The organism is Deltaproteobacteria bacterium, from assembly GCA_016210045.1.
In the GTDB taxonomy this organism is placed as follows: domain Bacteria; phylum UBA10199; class UBA10199.
This window is the reverse complement of record JACQUX010000009.1, coordinates 31,687-46,124: the sequence shown is the minus strand read 5'-3', so window position 1 is coordinate 46,124 and position 14,438 is coordinate 31,687. Positions and strand designations below refer to the sequence as shown.

General features: G+C 62.3%; 13 protein-coding genes. 5 read left to right on the top strand and 8 right to left on the bottom strand.

The features are described 5' to 3' along the window. Positions 1-3 precede the first annotated feature (3 nt). Together argH and HY696_02230 are read right to left on the bottom strand one after the other, a co-directional pair. Positions 4-1,377 carry an argininosuccinate lyase gene (gene argH / locus HY696_02235; GenBank protein MBI4237221.1) on the bottom strand — a complete coding sequence of 458 codons (1,374 nt, stop codon included), beginning with the start codon at positions 1,375-1,377 and terminating at the stop codon, positions 4-6. A gap of 163 nt (positions 1,378-1,540) precedes the next feature. After that, positions 1,541-2,806: an argininosuccinate synthase gene (locus HY696_02230; protein ID MBI4237220.1), complete on the bottom strand. Its 1,266-nt coding sequence runs from the start codon at positions 2,804-2,806 to the stop codon at positions 1,541-1,543. 372 nt (positions 2,807-3,178) lie between these two features. Here HY696_02230 and HY696_02225 point away from each other — a divergent pair, with 372 nt between their 5' ends. Then, positions 3,179-4,531, top strand: a complete 1,353-nt coding sequence (locus tag HY696_02225; GenBank protein MBI4237219.1) for a hypothetical protein — start codon at positions 3,179-3,181, stop codon at positions 4,529-4,531. A 195-nt stretch (positions 4,532-4,726) separates the two neighbouring features. Here HY696_02225 and HY696_02220 read toward each other — a convergent pair whose 3' ends face one another. Beyond that, positions 4,727-6,178 (bottom strand): hypothetical protein, encoded by a 1,452-nt coding sequence (locus HY696_02220; protein ID MBI4237218.1) that lies wholly within the window; start codon positions 6,176-6,178, stop codon positions 4,727-4,729. Positions 6,179-6,229: 51 nt separating this feature from the next. After that, on the bottom strand, positions 6,230-7,285 hold the full coding sequence (locus HY696_02215; protein ID MBI4237217.1) for a hypothetical protein: 1,056 nt from the start codon (positions 7,283-7,285) through the stop codon (positions 6,230-6,232). A gap of 131 nt (positions 7,286-7,416) precedes the next feature. Between HY696_02215 and HY696_02210 the strand changes: the two genes are divergently transcribed. Together HY696_02210 and HY696_02205 are read left to right on the top strand one after the other, a co-directional pair. Beyond that, positions 7,417-7,656, top strand: a complete 240-nt coding sequence (locus HY696_02210; protein MBI4237216.1) for a hypothetical protein — start codon at positions 7,417-7,419, stop codon at positions 7,654-7,656. Then, positions 7,653-8,099 (top strand): PIN domain-containing protein, encoded by a 447-nt coding sequence (locus tag HY696_02205; protein ID MBI4237215.1) that lies wholly within the window; start codon positions 7,653-7,655, stop codon positions 8,097-8,099. The genes HY696_02210 and HY696_02205 overlap by 4 nt, the downstream gene beginning before the upstream one ends. Here the strand turns inward: HY696_02205 and HY696_02200 are convergent. After that, the gene (locus HY696_02200) at positions 8,093-9,292 is read right to left on the bottom strand and encodes an acetate kinase (protein MBI4237214.1); all 1,200 of its coding nucleotides are present in this window, start codon (positions 9,290-9,292) and stop codon (positions 8,093-8,095) included. The two genes, HY696_02205 and HY696_02200, sit on opposite strands and share 7 nt — an antisense overlap. A gap of 57 nt (positions 9,293-9,349) precedes the next feature. Here HY696_02200 and HY696_02195 point away from each other — a divergent pair, with 57 nt between their 5' ends. Further along, entirely contained in the window at positions 9,350-10,417 is a 1,068-nt protein-coding gene (locus HY696_02195) for a hypothetical protein (protein ID MBI4237213.1), read from the top strand. A 79-nt stretch (positions 10,418-10,496) separates the two neighbouring features. Further along, positions 10,497-10,886, top strand: coding sequence for a cytidine deaminase (locus HY696_02190; protein MBI4237212.1), 390 nt, complete (start codon positions 10,497-10,499; stop codon positions 10,884-10,886). Between the two features lie 32 nt (positions 10,887-10,918). On the opposite strand, the gene HY696_02185 is transcribed toward HY696_02190, so the two are convergent. The 3 genes from HY696_02185 to HY696_02175 are packed head-to-tail and all read right to left on the bottom strand — an operon-like array spanning position 10,919 to position 14,364. Then, the gene (locus HY696_02185; protein ID MBI4237211.1) at positions 10,919-11,230 is read right to left on the bottom strand and encodes a nucleotidyltransferase domain-containing protein; all 312 of its coding nucleotides are present in this window, start codon (positions 11,228-11,230) and stop codon (positions 10,919-10,921) included. A gap of 8 nt (positions 11,231-11,238) precedes the next feature. Beyond that, positions 11,239-11,637, bottom strand: a complete 399-nt coding sequence (locus HY696_02180; protein MBI4237210.1) for a nucleotidyltransferase substrate binding protein — start codon at positions 11,635-11,637, stop codon at positions 11,239-11,241. A gap of 57 nt (positions 11,638-11,694) precedes the next feature. Further along, positions 11,695-14,364: a hypothetical protein gene (locus tag HY696_02175; protein MBI4237209.1), complete on the bottom strand. Its 2,670-nt coding sequence runs from the start codon at positions 14,362-14,364 to the stop codon at positions 11,695-11,697. Positions 14,365-14,438: the final 74 nt, after the last annotated feature.

Genomic DNA, 14,438 nt, shown 5'->3' with positions numbered 1-14,438 from the left:
GGGCTAGCCTAGCCTGGTGCGTTCTGCTTGCAACCACGCGCGGCAATCGTGCAACTGTGCGGCGACCGAGTCCGGGCCGGTACCGCCGCAGAGGTTGCGACGCGCGAGGCTCGCGGTGGGGTTGCAGCAGGCGAGGGTGTCGGCGTCGAAGAGCGGCGAGTAGGTTTGGAGTTCTGTCACGTTGTATGCAGTGAGTGCGCGGCCGGCCGCGAGCGCCTCGCGGACCAAGCGGCCGACGACCGCGTGGGCCTCGCGGAACGGGAGCCCTTTGCGGACCAAGTCATCGGCCAGATCGGTCGCATAGAGCATCGGGTCGAGTGCGGCGCGCATCCGATCCGCGTGGTACGCGGCGGTGCGGACGGCTTCCGCGAACACCGTGAGACACAGATGCGTTTGGTCGAGGCAGTCAAACAACGCGGGTTTGTCTTCCTGCAAGTCGCGCGCGTACGCGAGCGGCAACCCCTTTACCAGAGTAAAGAGCGTTTGCAGTTGGCCGATCACGCGCGCGGTCTTGCCGCGAATCAGTTCCATCGCGTCGGGATTTTTCTTCTGCGGCATCATCGAGCTGCCGGTCGTGACCGTGTCCGCGAACGTGACGAAGCGGAATTCTTGACTCGACCAGAGGACGGCGTCTTCCGCGTACCGGCTCAAGTGGGTCATGCAAATCGCGCAGGCCGACGCGACTTCCAGACATTCGTCGCGCATGCTGGTGGCCGTGAGGCTGTTCGGTGTGGCGGCTGCGAAGCCGAGCGCCCGCGCCACGCGGGCGCGATCGATAGGATAGGCACTTCCCGCGAGCGCACCGGAGCCGAGCGGACAGGCGTCGAACCGCGCGGCGGCGTCGCGGAGCCGTCCGGCATCGTCGCGCAGACTGGTCGCGGCGCTCAAGAGATAGTGGCCCAACGCAATCGGTTGGGCCTGTTGCAAATGGGTGTAGCCGGGCAGGACCGTGTCGCGATATTCTTCGGCACGATCGCAGAGCACGGTGACGGTGTCGCACATCGCCCGTTGCAGCCCAGCGCAGGCGTCTTTCAAATAGAGCCGCAGATCAGTCATGACTTGATCGTTCCGGCTCCGTCCGGTGTGGATCTTCGCACCGGCCGCTCCGACGATTTCCGTAAGCCGCCGTTCGACTAATGAATGCACATCCTCGTCCGACGTGATTGTTGCCGGTTCCTGCGCAAGTTGGTCGATCCCGCGTTCGATGGCTTGCAGTTCCGCAGCTGTCAGAATGCCGATCTGCGCAAGTTCTTGCGCCCAGGCGCGGTTGACCGCCAAATCGTACGGCAGCAAGCGGATGTCGATCGCGAGCGAATGATTCAACGCGCGCATGGCGTCGCTCATCGTCCCGCTGAATCGTCCGTGCCAGAGGGTCATACGGTGACTCTCCCCCTCACCCATTGACAATGGTGAGCAATGCTCCTGCTCGTCGCCTTGCTACCATCGCTGCCGCGGACCATGCAGCGACTCAAGTCGCTGCGTCCTTACCCTCCCCAAAGGGAGAGGGGGGTGGAAATCTCGCGGCTCGCCGCAGGAGTCATCAATCCCGCTTGAACTTGCTGTACTTCGGCGGCTGATAGCCCTTCAGCGTTTCGTCGCCGCTTTGCTCGATTAAAGCGCGCACTTTCAGCGGCAGGCCGAACAAGTTGATGAAGCCTTCCGCGTCCTTTTGGTTATAGACGTCGTCTTCGCCGAACGTCGCAAAGTCCTCGCGATAGAGCGAATATGGCGATTTGCGGCCGAGGACCGCGCACGATCCTTTATAGAGCTGAATCCGCGCCGTGCCGGCGACGTTCTTCTGCGTCTCCTGGACGAACGCGTCGATCGCCTCGCGCAGCGGCGTGAACCAGAGGCCGTTGTAAATCAGCTCGGCATATTTCGGCGCGATCGATTCCTTGAAATGGAGCGTGGCGGCGTCGAGGACTAAACGCTCGAGCGCTTGGTGCGCGGCGTACAGGATCGTGCCGCCGGGCGTTTCATAGACGCCGCGCGACTTCATGCCGACTAAGCGGTTTTCGACGATGTCGACGCGACCGACGCCGTGGCGCCCGCCGAGCGCGTTCAGTTGTTCGAGCAGTGCGACCGGGGGGAGACGTTGGCCGTTTAAGCCGACCGGACGCCCTCCGACGAATTCAATCTCCACGGTCTCGGGCGTATTCGGCGCATCGAGCGGATCGATCGTGAGCTGGAACAAGTCCTTCGGCGGCGCATTCCACGGGTCTTCCAAGATGCCACCTTCGCTGGAGAGGTGCCAGAGATTGCGATCGTGGCTGTACAGTTTGTTCGGCGCGGAACTGACAGGGATGTTGTGCTCTTGCGCGTAGCGGAGCGCGTCTTCCCGCGAGCGGATCGACCATTCGCGCCACGGCGCGATGATCCGCACGGTCGGATCGTAGGCCTTACAGGTGAGTTCGAAACGGACTTGGTCGTTCCCTTTGCCGGTGCAGCCGTGCGCGACCGCGTCTGCGCCCGTGGCCTCGACCAGGTCCATCATCCGTTTGGCGATCAGCGGCCGCGCGATCGCGGTGCCGAGCAGATATTTGCGTTCATAGACCGCGCCGGCTTGGAGCATCGGGAACAAATAATCGGTGCAAAATTCCTCGCGCAGATCTTGGATGACGCAGCGACTGGCTCCGGTGCGCAACGCCTTGGCTTCGAGGCCGCTCAATTCCTCGCCTTGGCCGATGTCGGCGGCGAACGCGATCACGTCGCACTGATAATGTTCTTTCAGCCACGGGATGATGATCGAGGTGTCGAGTCCGCCGGAATACGCGAGGACGACTTTCTTGACCGATGGATGAGGCATGATCTTCTCCTGTAGGTGCGCAATGCTCCCTGCTCGGTCGCATTGCAATCGTAACTACCGCGGACCATCGCTCCGCTATCGCTTCGCGGTCCTTACTCCTTGACGAGGTATGAACGAAAAACCGGCGATTAGACCGCTGGTCCTGAACTGTCAATTTATTTGGGATGGCCTTGATGCGCCTCCCCCTCACCCAACTGCAATGGTGAGCAATGCTCCTGTTCGTCGCATTGCTGTAACCGCTGCTGCGGGCCATGCAGCGGCTCAGGCCGCTGCGCCCTTAGCCTCCCCAAGGGGAGAGGGGGGCGGTAGCCTCGCGGCGTCATTTATGGAAATCCTGGCCGCGGCATGGGGTTTTTGCTACAGCCGCGTTCTATGGCGAACAGCGAAATCATCGACCTCGATCCGGTGGAACTACGGCAACGCGATTTGGTGTTGGCGCAGCGGGCGTTCCATCGGCTGAGTCCCGCGGAACAGCTCCGTTATACGCTGCGCCTGCCGCCGGCCGAACGTTGGCTGGCGTGCGAATTGGCCCTGGATCTGCCTGCGCTGGTCCACGCGATGCCGCCGCAAGATCTGTGGCTCACGATCCGCGCGGTCGGGCAGTCGGAAGGGGTGGCATTGCTTGCGGCGGCGACGCCGGAGCAGACGCAATTTTGTCTGGATGTGGAATGTTGGCAACGCGACGACTGGATGCCCACGGTCACGGCGGCGTGGCTCGCCATGATGGTCGCGGCCGGCGAAGCGAAAATGGTCGAGTTCTTTACCGCTCTTGATCAAGACTGGGTCGGGCTGCTGTTGAAACGCTGGCTCGTTGTGTATCGCCGCGTCGGAGACGAAGATCCGGCGGATGCCATCCCCTGGCCTCGCGAGGAGTCGCCGTTTACGCTGGATGGGGCCTATTTTTTTCAGATCGCCGACGAGCGCCTCGATCCGGTGCTGCGGCCGTTGCTGGAATGTGGCGCGCGGCACGATCTGGCGATGTTCTATTCGTTGTTGGACGCGCTCTGCGGCCTACTCTCGTCCGAACAAGAGGAATTGGCGTATCAGGCGCGCACGCGCCGACTGGAAGAGTGCGGATTTCCAGAATGGCAAGAGGCGATCGGCGTGTATCGGCGGTTGACGCGGGAACAATTTGAGCGACTACCGAAACGAGTGATGGCGGCTGCGGAGCGGGAACACGCGACGGTTTCCGGACAAGTGGCCCTCGCCGCTACGGGAGCGGCGCGGCCGCGGCTGTTGCACGAGGCATTGGCGACGCTCGAAGACGCGGCGCTCCACGATGCCTGCTTGGTCGAACTGGCGCGGCTCGCGAATCGCATGCTGGTCGCGGATCGCCACGCGATTACGCCGGAAACCCTGGCCGCAGCCGTCGCAAAGGCGGGGGCCTATGTGAATCTCGGTCTGGAATGCGCCAGCGAAGGGGCATTGCCGCAGGCTGCGCGGTTGCTCGTAGAACGGCCGCTGGTGCAATGCTTGCAACTCGGATTCAGTCTCGTGTTGGAGTTGCGCGACCGGGTGCGCGCGGCGTTGCGCGACCGACCGTTGCCGGAAATCAACGACGATCCAACGACGGCCGCGGCCTTGGTCACGGAACGCCTCCGCGCTGCCGCATGGGAATGGCCGAAATTCTATTTGGGTCCCCAAACCCCGGACGGCGCCCTGCATCGCGAGTTTCAGACGCGCGACGAGCTGGGGCTCGTCGAGACCGCATTGCTAAGCTATTGAATTGATTGAGTGTATTTAAGCGTTCTCCGACACAAAAAACCGCCCCGTTGTTTTTCCTGATATTTTTGTCATTTTTCCCCCCAGCCTCGTAGTGCCCCCGCCATTTTCACCCCGCCAAATTGCTTCTCAAGCACTCCTACAGGCATTGTGGGAGGCGTTTTGTGTCGGATAATTATGTTTGCGGGCTGACGTTGCCTACTGCGGTGGCTCTTCTGTGGGACTGCCGGCGGCGTAGGGGTCGCCGAAGCAGGCGTCGACGGTCATACGAGCGCCGAGCGGATCGGTGGCGAGTTGGGCGAGCAATGCATCGAGGTCGGCGTCGCTGAATGTCGAGTCCCAGATCTCGAGTCCGGAGGTGGGGAGGGTCATCGCCGCTTCGTGCGGGAGTTGCCGCGCGGTGTAGATCAAGTGATAGAGCCCTTCTCGCACTAACGTTGCGGCGACCCAGCGGCGCAGTTGTCGATAAATGAAGTTGCTCTCGATGGGCTGTCGACCGCGCAGGCCTTCGTTGAAGCGGCGGCGAAACGCGTTCAGATAGGCATCGGTCCCGACCTGGGAAAATACGGCGGCCGTGAGGCGGTTGAGCGCTAGCGGCAATCCGGCGATGATGCTCATGTAACTAGTGCGCAGGTAATGATCCGCCTCCTCGCCCGTCGGCAATTGCCAATCGGATTCGATCGGCGGCAGTGCACTCAGCCAGCTGTCGACCAGCTCAGCCGTATGTTCGGCGGCGCTGCCCAGTTCGCGGCGCGCGTCGATCGGGGCGATAGTGGCGCGAGCGGCTTCATAGACCGGTAATTCAGTGTGTAAGACGGAGACCCAGAGTTGAACTTTGTAATTCAGCAGCTCGAACGCGGCTTGGACTCGTTCGCCCTCCGCAAGTGACCCCAAATAGGCCTTTTCGTCCGGGAGCAGGAAATAATGCATCGCGCCGAACGCCAGCCGCATCTCCGTTTCCGACGTCTGCCGATTCCGCGTTCCTGGCGGCATTGCGGCTTGGGCTGTGGCCACGGCGCGTTGGAAGTCGGCCACATGCTCTGCGAGTGGCGGTGTCACGGTGGTGTCGAACAGTGCGCGCGCGAAGTCTTGTTGGATGCGCTGTTCCCAACGCGCTCCATAGCGCAACGGCATCGGGTGTGAAAAAATTGCGACGCGTTCGATGCAGTAGAGGCAGGCCATGATGAGCGATCCAGCGCGCAGATGGCCGGATGGTGGGACTAAGGCGTCGGGCACGGGACATCCGCCAGCAAACCATGGCGTGTAGATCCAGAGGGCGTCCGGTTTTGAGACCAGGGCGGTGTGTCGATGATCAAATGGTCCAGTGCGAATCGCTTCGGCCCATTCGAAATAGGCCTGCAGCGCCGCGTTCGGCGTGCTATCAAGCTGAGGTGCTGCGCTGACGACGGGCGAGCCGACTGTTGCCTTGTCATCAGGGCCGGCCAATGTCTGGCCAGAGTGGGGAGGGCGGACGCGGCGCGCTCCGACGGGCTGACCACTGCTCCACATCAACTTGGAAGAGGAGGGCGTTGATCCGCCTTCGGAAGACCTCAGTGGAATCGACAACGTCGTCCGCCATGCCGGACCAACCGTATAACCCCCTTGAGGGACTCGGATGATGCGGCTGAATCCGTTTACGAATCGGGCCATAGTGTCTCAGTTATCGGATAGTTTGCGGAAAAGTTGCGTGCTTTGAGCAATTCACGTCAAATTGCCCGCCAGCACCGGTTGCCAAAGTAGTTCGAATAACGAGTCGCGGAGCGGCATCAACAGGGTGCCGTTCGCGGGATCGGGATTGCCGAGTAGGACCGTGAGCGTCCCATAGTCGGTCGCTGGCTGTCCCCAAAGGACCTGCAATGGGCCGCGTGCGATCTGCCCTTGTCGAGGCGCCGACGTGGCGGGATTTGGCAAGTCATCGAGCGTGCCGATATCGGCATATTGTCCGGATGTGACAATGCGTTCGGCCACGGCGCGAGCCAACGCGGCGATAGAGGGCGCCGTGACATCAAGGCGACGTCGCAGACTTTGAAACGCGGGGCCCTGCAACGGGCCTTCGAAGCCGAACTGGTAATGGTGGGTGCGAATGATTGCGTCGTCCAACACGGTGACCGCGAGGGCCGCCATCCCGCGCGGGCCGGAGTATCCAGCGTCGATTGTTAATCGTGCGGGATCGTGATCGTCGAAAATGACGTGCCGCCCGTCCTGGGCCTGCAAGACCGTCACGGCCGGGACTGCGGCGATACGGTGGCCGTTGGGGAATTCCACCATCGAGAGCTCCCGTTGTGCGATCGCCGCCCGATACATTTCAAAAGTCCACTCGCCGCCCGTTGCCGGGAGCGGGAGCATGCGACTGACACCCTGTGCGCTCCATAGTTGCCCCGCCTCGCTGAGGAGGGGGAGAACGGCTGCGGGAGGCAGCTCATTCGCGCAACACGCCTCCACGACATCCGCCACGAGGAAATAGCGTGCGCTGGCGTTCGCGGCGACGAGTGCGTTCTTGACCAAATGGGCCTGCGCGGTCTCCACCGTGCCGACGTCCAGCCGATACGCGAATCGGTCTGCCGGATCGACGGCCCTCGGGATGGCGAGCTGCACCGTTCCCCGTTTCGGGTCGGGCCGCGCGGCATTCAGAAAGGTCCGCGTATTGACTTCGAGTGAGCGGCGTTGACCGACGGCGATGCGCGCCGGAAGTCGCGACGGACCCGGCATGTCCAAGATATGGGGGAGATACAGCAATTGTCCGCGCTGCGCTCGCATATGCGTAGTTATCGTCGGTCCGGCAAAAAAGTTGCTTCCTAAAAAAAGCGAAGGAATTGCACCTCAATGCCGTGCTTGGGCCGATATCCGAAACTTGACATATATATGCTGAGATTATATGTTTTTAACATATGAATGCGCGCACGACGATTATCCTTGAGCAGCCGTTACTGGAGCGCATCCGGGAAACTGCCCGCAAGAGCCGCCAGACGTTGCGGGAAACATTACGGACGTTGATCCTGGCCGGACTCTCCAACATGTCGCCGACCAAAGCAACGCCGTTACATCTTCCTTCGCTCCATCTCGGGAAGGAACGGCGGGATATTGCGAATCGTGCCCGTCTGTACGCACTGTGGGATGAAGAGCGATGATCGCTTTCATCGACGCCAATGCCTGGCTGTATCTGACCAATCCCCGCGCCGTGCCGCATCGCAAGGTCAAAAACGCCCTAGATCCCTACTTGCGCGGGGAAAAGCGTTTTGCCGTTTCGTGGCAGATTTTCTACGAATTCATTCGGACCGCGACCGATCCCCGTGTGTACGCCACACCGGCCTCGTGGTCCGAGGCATTTCAATGTATCAGTAAGATTTTTCAACATGCGGGCGCCGCCATTCTGCAAGAAGGGCCGGATCATCCCGCAGCGTTGAAATTTGTGCTGGAAAAAGCGGGGTACAAACAAGGACACTTCATTCACGATTGCCATATTGCCGCATTGCTTTACGAGAATGGCATTTCGACCATCATCACCGCCGACCAGGACTTCCGCCGCTTCCCATTCCTGACGGTTGTCGATCCGACGCACACGGTTCAATGACGGCCCAATAACTGGTACGCATCACGCGCCATCATTAGGCCTTCGTTGGTGGGAATGACAAAGACCGCGGCACGGGACGTGGCGGCGTGGATGGCGCTTTGGACGGCACGGGCCGCTTCGTTCTTGCGGGGTGCGAGTTTGACGCCTAACCAACGGCACCATTTCACGATCTCGGCGCGCACCGCGGGTTCGTTTTCGCCGATCCCGGCGGTGAAGATCAGGCCGTCGAGGCCGCCGAGCGTCGTGGTGTACGCGCCGATATATTTTTCCACGCGATAGCAAAACATTTCGAAGCCGAGCTTGGCGCGAGGTTCACCGGCGCGCATGCGGCGGATCAGTTCCGGCATGGTCGCGGCGCCGGAGATGCCGAAAAATCCCGATTGGTGATTGAGCAGTCGATTGAGTTGCTCCGCGGTGTAGCCGTGCGCGGTGCGTAAGTGCAGCAGCACGCCGGGATCGAGGTCGCCGCAGCGGGTGCGCATAATCAAGCCCTCTACCGGAGTAAAGCCCATCGAGGTGTCGATGCTTCGGCCCGCTCCGATCGCGCAGACGCTGCAGCCGCTGCCGAGATGACACGCGATCAGCTTGAGCGCGCGGAGCGGACGCCGCAGCATCCGCGCCGCTTCGCTGATCACGTAGCGATACGAAATGCCGTGGAAGCCGTAGCGACGGATCGCGTGTTTTTTCGCGAAGTGGTACGGGATGGCGTACGTCGCGGCGAAGTCGGGGATCGTTTGGTGGAATCCGGTGTCGAAGACTGCGACATGCGGACAATGCGGGAGAGCCGTTTGCGCAGCGCGGATCCCTTTCAAGTTCGGCGGCGTGTGGAGCGGCGCGAGCTTCGTGTTGGATTTGATGCCGTGCACCACGGCCTTGGTGAGCAGCGTCGAATCGCAGTACTGTGGACCGCCGTGGACCACACGATGCGCGACGGCGGCGATGTCGGCGGTCGCTGTGACAGGCGCATCCGTGTCGTGCAGGATCCGGTCGAGGATGAAATCGAGGCCGTCTTCATACAGCGCGAAGCGCGCGTGACCGCGGCGCCGCGTGCCGTTCGCGATCCATTCCCAGGTGCCGCGTTTCAGGCCGACGTCGCCGACGTTGAGTTCGACGATGAGCCGTTCGCTCGGCATGTCGAAGAGTTTGGTCTTGATCGACGAGGAACCGCAATTCAGCGTGAGGATGTAAGCCATAAATGGTTGTTCTCCCGATGCGAGTGCATTATAGCCCCGCACCATACGGGAAATGCGATGACACTCAATCAGAAACTACTGTGGCGGACCATGCAAGAGGTCTTGCAGTTGCCGACGGCGCCGCTGCATGAAGACCATGTGGCAGAATATGTGCGACAGTTTGCGCTGTCGCATGGTCTGGTGGTGCATGCGGATCGATTCGGCAACTTGTTGGTGAGAAATCGTGCCCGCGGTCGCGTGCGCTTGGCGGTGACGGCGCATATGGATCATCCCGGCGTGGTGGTCGAATCGATCCGCGGCCGTGACGCCGTAGTGCGCGTGCGTGGGGGATTGTGCGGCGGCGAGGTGGCGCAACTGCAACGTGCGCGGATTTGCTTTTTTCCGGCCGCTGGCGGCGTAGTGCACGGACGCATGGTGCGCGTCGGCGATGTGGCGAAGAAACAGTATCATGCGCGACTGGCGCATGCCGTACCGGCGGGAACGTTCGGGATGCTCGACATCAAGCCGGTGCGGCGGGTCGGTGACCAGCTCCGCGCGCGGGCGATTGATAATATCGCCAATTGTGCCGTAGTGCTCGATTGGTTGCGGGCGCACGCCCGTGCGCGAACGTGCGTGCTCGGCGTATTCACGCGCGCCGAAGAGATCGGGTTTGTCGGCGCCGCGGCGCTGGTGCGCAGTACACGGCTGCCACGCGGCGTGCCGATCGTAGTGCTGGAGGCCAGTTCGGCGCCGGGCGGCAAAGTGGCGATCGGTGGCGGTCCGGTGTTGCGGGTCGGCGATAAGTTTTCCTCGTTCGATCCGCGCATGGATTTGTGGCTACGCGCGGCCGCGGACGGTTTGGCGGCCGGGCCTGGAGGGTTTGCGTATCAACGTGCGTTGATGGCCGGTGGGACCACGGAGGCCTCGCTGTATCGGCTGGAGGGGTACCTCGTGGGTTCGATCATCCTGCCGCTCGGGAATTACCACAACCGCGGGCGCAGCCGGCCGGCGCCGGAAATCATTTCCTGGCGCGACACGGTCGGATTGCGACGCTGGCTCGATGTGTTGGTCACGGCTCCGTCGGTCGAGCGCGCAGTACAGGCCCAAACGCGGACCCTATGGCAACGCATCCGCGCCGCCCACTAAGTGCATCTGAATGGGGACAGGTACCTTCGGATGCAGCATTGGCGCATATTTGAAGGTACCTGTCCCCACTGGAGGTAAAATGGATGCATTGTTGGTGGCGGCGGTGGCGGCGCGGGATCATGCGCTGCCGACCTTTTCTGGAGTCAAGGTGGGGGCGGCGTTGCAAACGGCAGCTGGAGTGGTGGTGACCGGCTGCAATGTGGAAAGTCCGTCGATCATCTTCCATTGTTGTGCGGAACGGGTCGCACTGCTGAAGGCCCTCTCCGAGGGGCATCGGCAGTTCGTGCGGATTGCGGTGGTCGGCGACTTCAATGCCCCGCTGCCGCCGTGCGGGACGTGCCGTCAGGCGCTGTTTGAGTACGCGCCCGATTTGGAAGTCACGATGGCCAATCTGACCGGCCAAACCGCCACGTTGCGGCTCGCCGACTTGCTGCCGGCGTCGTACCGCATTGATGATCGGCGGACATGAACATGGGTTTCGTAGGCGCGGTGCCGTTCGTGTTACGGCGCGTCGGCGGGGAAGATGCGCTGCCCATGTTGATCGATATGTTCCCGCAACGCGGTGTTGGTAATCGCGTGGTAGTCGACGACATCGAAGAAGTACGGGAGCGGTAACTCTTCGTTCAGCGCGGCCGAGAGACGAGCTACGGTCCGTTCGTCGAGATGTCCCTTCAGCGCAAGATCAACGTCCGATCCGGGTTTGGACGTGCCGATGGCGCGTGAACCGAACACAATGACTTCGGCAATCTCCGGCAACGCGGCGCATGCCTGCCGGATCCGGGCAATTTCATCGGGGCGTAAGCCGAAATGCATATCGACCATTACTCCGCCTTGCTGTTGAAGGTGTCGTGCAGCGCTTGTAGCAGCGGAAAATATTTGTCCGCGATCAGCCGTTCCAATTTGAGGCACGTGGCTTCATCGTAGGTGTGAGCGATGAGATTGCGGTCTTCGAGGGCCTCCAGCCAGCCTTGGCCGTTGGCAATCAGCGTCATTTGATAGGCGTGTTTGATCGCTTCGCGCGGGCTTATTGCTACCACGCCTTGCGCTTCAAGGTAGTCTTTCAGCAGTTTCCACCCCAGTTCGAACGTCGTCTCGAAAAACTGGATCAAGCCGCCGCGTTCCGCCTCCGATCGGGGCGAGAGCGCGACCGTCCGTGCCAACACGCGAAAGGCCGACGCGTAATTCTGAAAGCGTTGTCGCCACCGGATCGCTTTGGACATACGCGTTTCTTGGCACAGCCTTTTCGCCTTGTCGAGGAGGAAGCCGTGAGAGGGTTGTTACACCGTGCCAGCGGGGATGCGGCGGTTTACGACGTCCACGAACTGGATGCTGTGGAGGGCTACAGTAAACGGGCGGCGGTATTGGAACGGACCGCCCGGATCGAGTGCCCAGGCCTGCAAACGATCCCATTGTTGGGTCCATTCTTCATCGCCGGGATTCGCCGGATTGCGGGCGTAATAGAGGTCGAAACGGCGCTGTGTGGAGTCGTATACGATCAGCGTTCCGCCGTGTTCGTGGAGCAGCGCATGCGTGACGCGGCCGTTCCAGGTTTTTCCGCTCTCTTGCGCCTGCGCGTTGCGCAGCCGGCCGATGCCGTGGATGTAGTCCAGATCCCCTTCCGATGGCAGCGTGGGATGCGTGCTCGGCGCCGGCGTGAGATTGACATCGTTGACCGCCACGGTCACTCCGGCGATGCCTTGTCTGCCCTCGCGATCGGTGAATTGCAGAAACTGCGGATGGGTGTGGGCCTCGACCTCGCCGTCGACACTCGGCGCGACGTTGAATAAGTCGCCGCGCGCGACGAGCCGGCGCTCGCGGCCTAGTCGCGGGGTGCGGACCACGCCGAATTCGCCGATACAGCCGTTAGCGCCGATCCAACGCCAGAGCCGGTACGCTGCGGCCGTGCCGACTTCGCGATAGAGTTGGCGATGGAAATAGAGTTCACGCGCCAGTCGCTTGGCGGCCGGATCGGCTGTTTGCCAGAACTGTTCGGCCCACGGGATATAGGCCTCGTCTTCGAAACTACTGCGCAGCGCATCGACAATCGCCGTGAAGGGTTGGCTCGCCCAATCGGCCCACTGCCAGTGGTCGCGGGCGAATTCGCGCGCGCGTTTGGCAAGGTGGACCGGCGGGGGCGGCAACGTGCCACGTTCCAACCAGCCGTCCAGCGCCATCTTGGCGAGTCGATATTGCGCGGGGAGATTGTCGCGCAACCATTCGTGGGTCAGCGGATTGCGGCCGTCTTCGGGTTGCATCGTCGTGGTGTGCAATTGCGTAGCCACGGAAATAACGTTGCGCAAGTGGGCGTCAATCGCGGCACGGATGTCGCGTGGGACTTCCAACAGCGAGATTAATTCTCCGGCGAGCAAGTCCGCAACAACCGTGCGGATCGCCTCGACTGGATGGGCACCGATATGGCCGGTGGCGTCACCCAGCGTGTCGACCCGCTGCAACAATTCAGAATGACTCCGTTCCAGACTTTTGAGCAATGCAGCGCGCTGCTGTTCTGCGGGAGTGACTTCGCGGCGCGGCTGCAGGGCCTGCAGGGTGGCGGCGCGGTCGGCAATACCGAAGATAGCGAGGTACGGCAAAACGGATGCATCTGGGCGGGTAACAGCGCGCCGCAGCGCATCGCTCGCGTCGTTCCGCGTCGTGTTATGCGTGTGCGAAAGGCGGTCGATCGGGGCCTCGGCCACAATGATGGCGAGGTCAAGTAAGTCGCGGGCCTGCGCGACACGCGCAGTAAAGGCATGCAGTGTTGGCACCAGTTGCCGCGCGCGCTCCGTTTCGGTCAGTCCGGCTTCCGGCAATGGCGGCGTGATCGTCCGCAAATGTTCGGTGAGTAACTCGCCCAGTTGCCATTCCTGCGGAAATTCGGTCAGCGTGGCTTTCCATAACAGCCCGACAACGGTCGCGGCGAGTCCCGGGAGCGCGGGGAGTGCCAACGTCGTGCCGTCCGCCCAGCGGCGCTCGTGAATGGCGCGGATCTGTGCGGCGAGGCGATCCATGCCGGGCAACGGGGCCGCAGCCAGTGTGGTCGCAAGGGTCTGGAGGTCGGCCGCGGCTTGGGTTGCATGCAGCGTGTCGTCGAGGGCACGGATCGTCGCGAGAGGCATTGCGATCGTAGCAAAACGCGTATCCAGATCCTCCAATGCGGCACGAAATTGCGCCGCGGGGGAGATGAGCGCGCGTTGAGCCGCCCCGAGACTAGGTGGGGTGACGATGTCCCGCCAGAAATCTGCCATCATCGCCGGGAACTCCGGGTCAAGGCCGAGGGTCGTGCGCAGCCGTTCGACGTAGGCGGTGGCCAAACTGGCGAGCCGACGGACGAGGCCCGAACGTCCGCGCAGTGCGATTGGCGGCGGTGTGATGTCGCTGCTGTCCCACAGATAATCCACCAGCGCCGCGCCGAGAGCCGGTTCCTGTGCACTGATCGCCTCCAGTACAGTAAAGAGGTCCGGCGCCGCGATGACGGCGCGATGCAACGGCGTGTCGCCGTACCGTTGCAACCACGCGGCCTCGGGGCCAAGCCACTGACCGTCCCGGTCCCAACCGCGATCCGCGAGCCACGCAGCAAACCGGTCGGATTCCGTATCGCTGATGCCTAACGCACGGATGGCCGCGACGTGTCCCGGCATGGCGCAGCGCGCAGCGGCAGTCGGACCATCGCCCTTCACGTGGCCAGCGAAGAAGAGGTTCAGCGCGAGCGCATGATTGACTCTAGTGCGGACGGCCCTTGCGGCTGCCGACGGCCCAGCAGCTATCCGAAACGTGCGGGCGACGTGTCCCGCCGCTGGGATGGCGTCGGCGGGTGGTCTGTCGGCTCCCCGTCGCGGTGGTTCAGTCGCGTGACAGAGGCCGGAACCGCGCGTTGGACGTGGCCGTCCTCCGACGCCCATGGGGCGTGCCGCTCCGAATTGGCCGGGAATTCGCCGACTTGTCGTCATGAGCCGTGCACCGAGTACTGACTAATGGACTCCCCTTATCTAAAGTATCGGCAAATCGCAGGAAAAGTTGCGTG

What these genes read in the sequence shown, in the direction of transcription:
- HY696_02185 (MBI4237211.1), bottom strand. Translation starts at nt 11,230, where the DNA reads ATGCATTTCGGCTTACGCCCCGATGAAATTGCCCGGATCCGGCAGGCA.
- HY696_02205 (MBI4237215.1), top strand. Translation starts at nt 7,653, where the DNA reads ATGATCGCTTTCATCGACGCCAATGCCTGGCTGTATCTGACCAATCCC.
- HY696_02195 (MBI4237213.1), top strand. Translation starts at nt 9,350, where the DNA reads ATGACACTCAATCAGAAACTACTGTGGCGGACCATGCAAGAGGTCTTG.
- HY696_02190 (MBI4237212.1), top strand. Translation starts at nt 10,497, where the DNA reads ATGGATGCATTGTTGGTGGCGGCGGTGGCGGCGCGGGATCATGCGCTG.
- HY696_02210 (MBI4237216.1), top strand. Translation starts at nt 7,417, where the DNA reads ATGAATGCGCGCACGACGATTATCCTTGAGCAGCCGTTACTGGAGCGC.
- HY696_02215 (MBI4237217.1), bottom strand. Translation starts at nt 7,285, where the DNA reads ATGCGAGCGCAGCGCGGACAATTGCTGTATCTCCCCCATATCTTGGAC.
- HY696_02230 (MBI4237220.1), bottom strand. Translation starts at nt 2,806, where the DNA reads ATGCCTCATCCATCGGTCAAGAAAGTCGTCCTCGCGTATTCCGGCGGA.
- HY696_02180 (MBI4237210.1), bottom strand. Translation starts at nt 11,637, where the DNA reads ATGTCCAAAGCGATCCGGTGGCGACAACGCTTTCAGAATTACGCGTCG.
- HY696_02200 (MBI4237214.1), bottom strand. Translation starts at nt 9,292, where the DNA reads ATGGCTTACATCCTCACGCTGAATTGCGGTTCCTCGTCGATCAAGACC.
- HY696_02175 (MBI4237209.1), bottom strand. Translation starts at nt 14,364, where the DNA reads ATGACGACAAGTCGGCGAATTCCCGGCCAATTCGGAGCGGCACGCCCC.
- HY696_02225 (MBI4237219.1), top strand. Translation starts at nt 3,179, where the DNA reads ATGGCGAACAGCGAAATCATCGACCTCGATCCGGTGGAACTACGGCAA.
- argH (MBI4237221.1), bottom strand. Translation starts at nt 1,377, where the DNA reads ATGACCCTCTGGCACGGACGATTCAGCGGGACGATGAGCGACGCCATG.
- HY696_02220 (MBI4237218.1), bottom strand. Translation starts at nt 6,178, where the DNA reads ATGGCCCGATTCGTAAACGGATTCAGCCGCATCATCCGAGTCCCTCAA.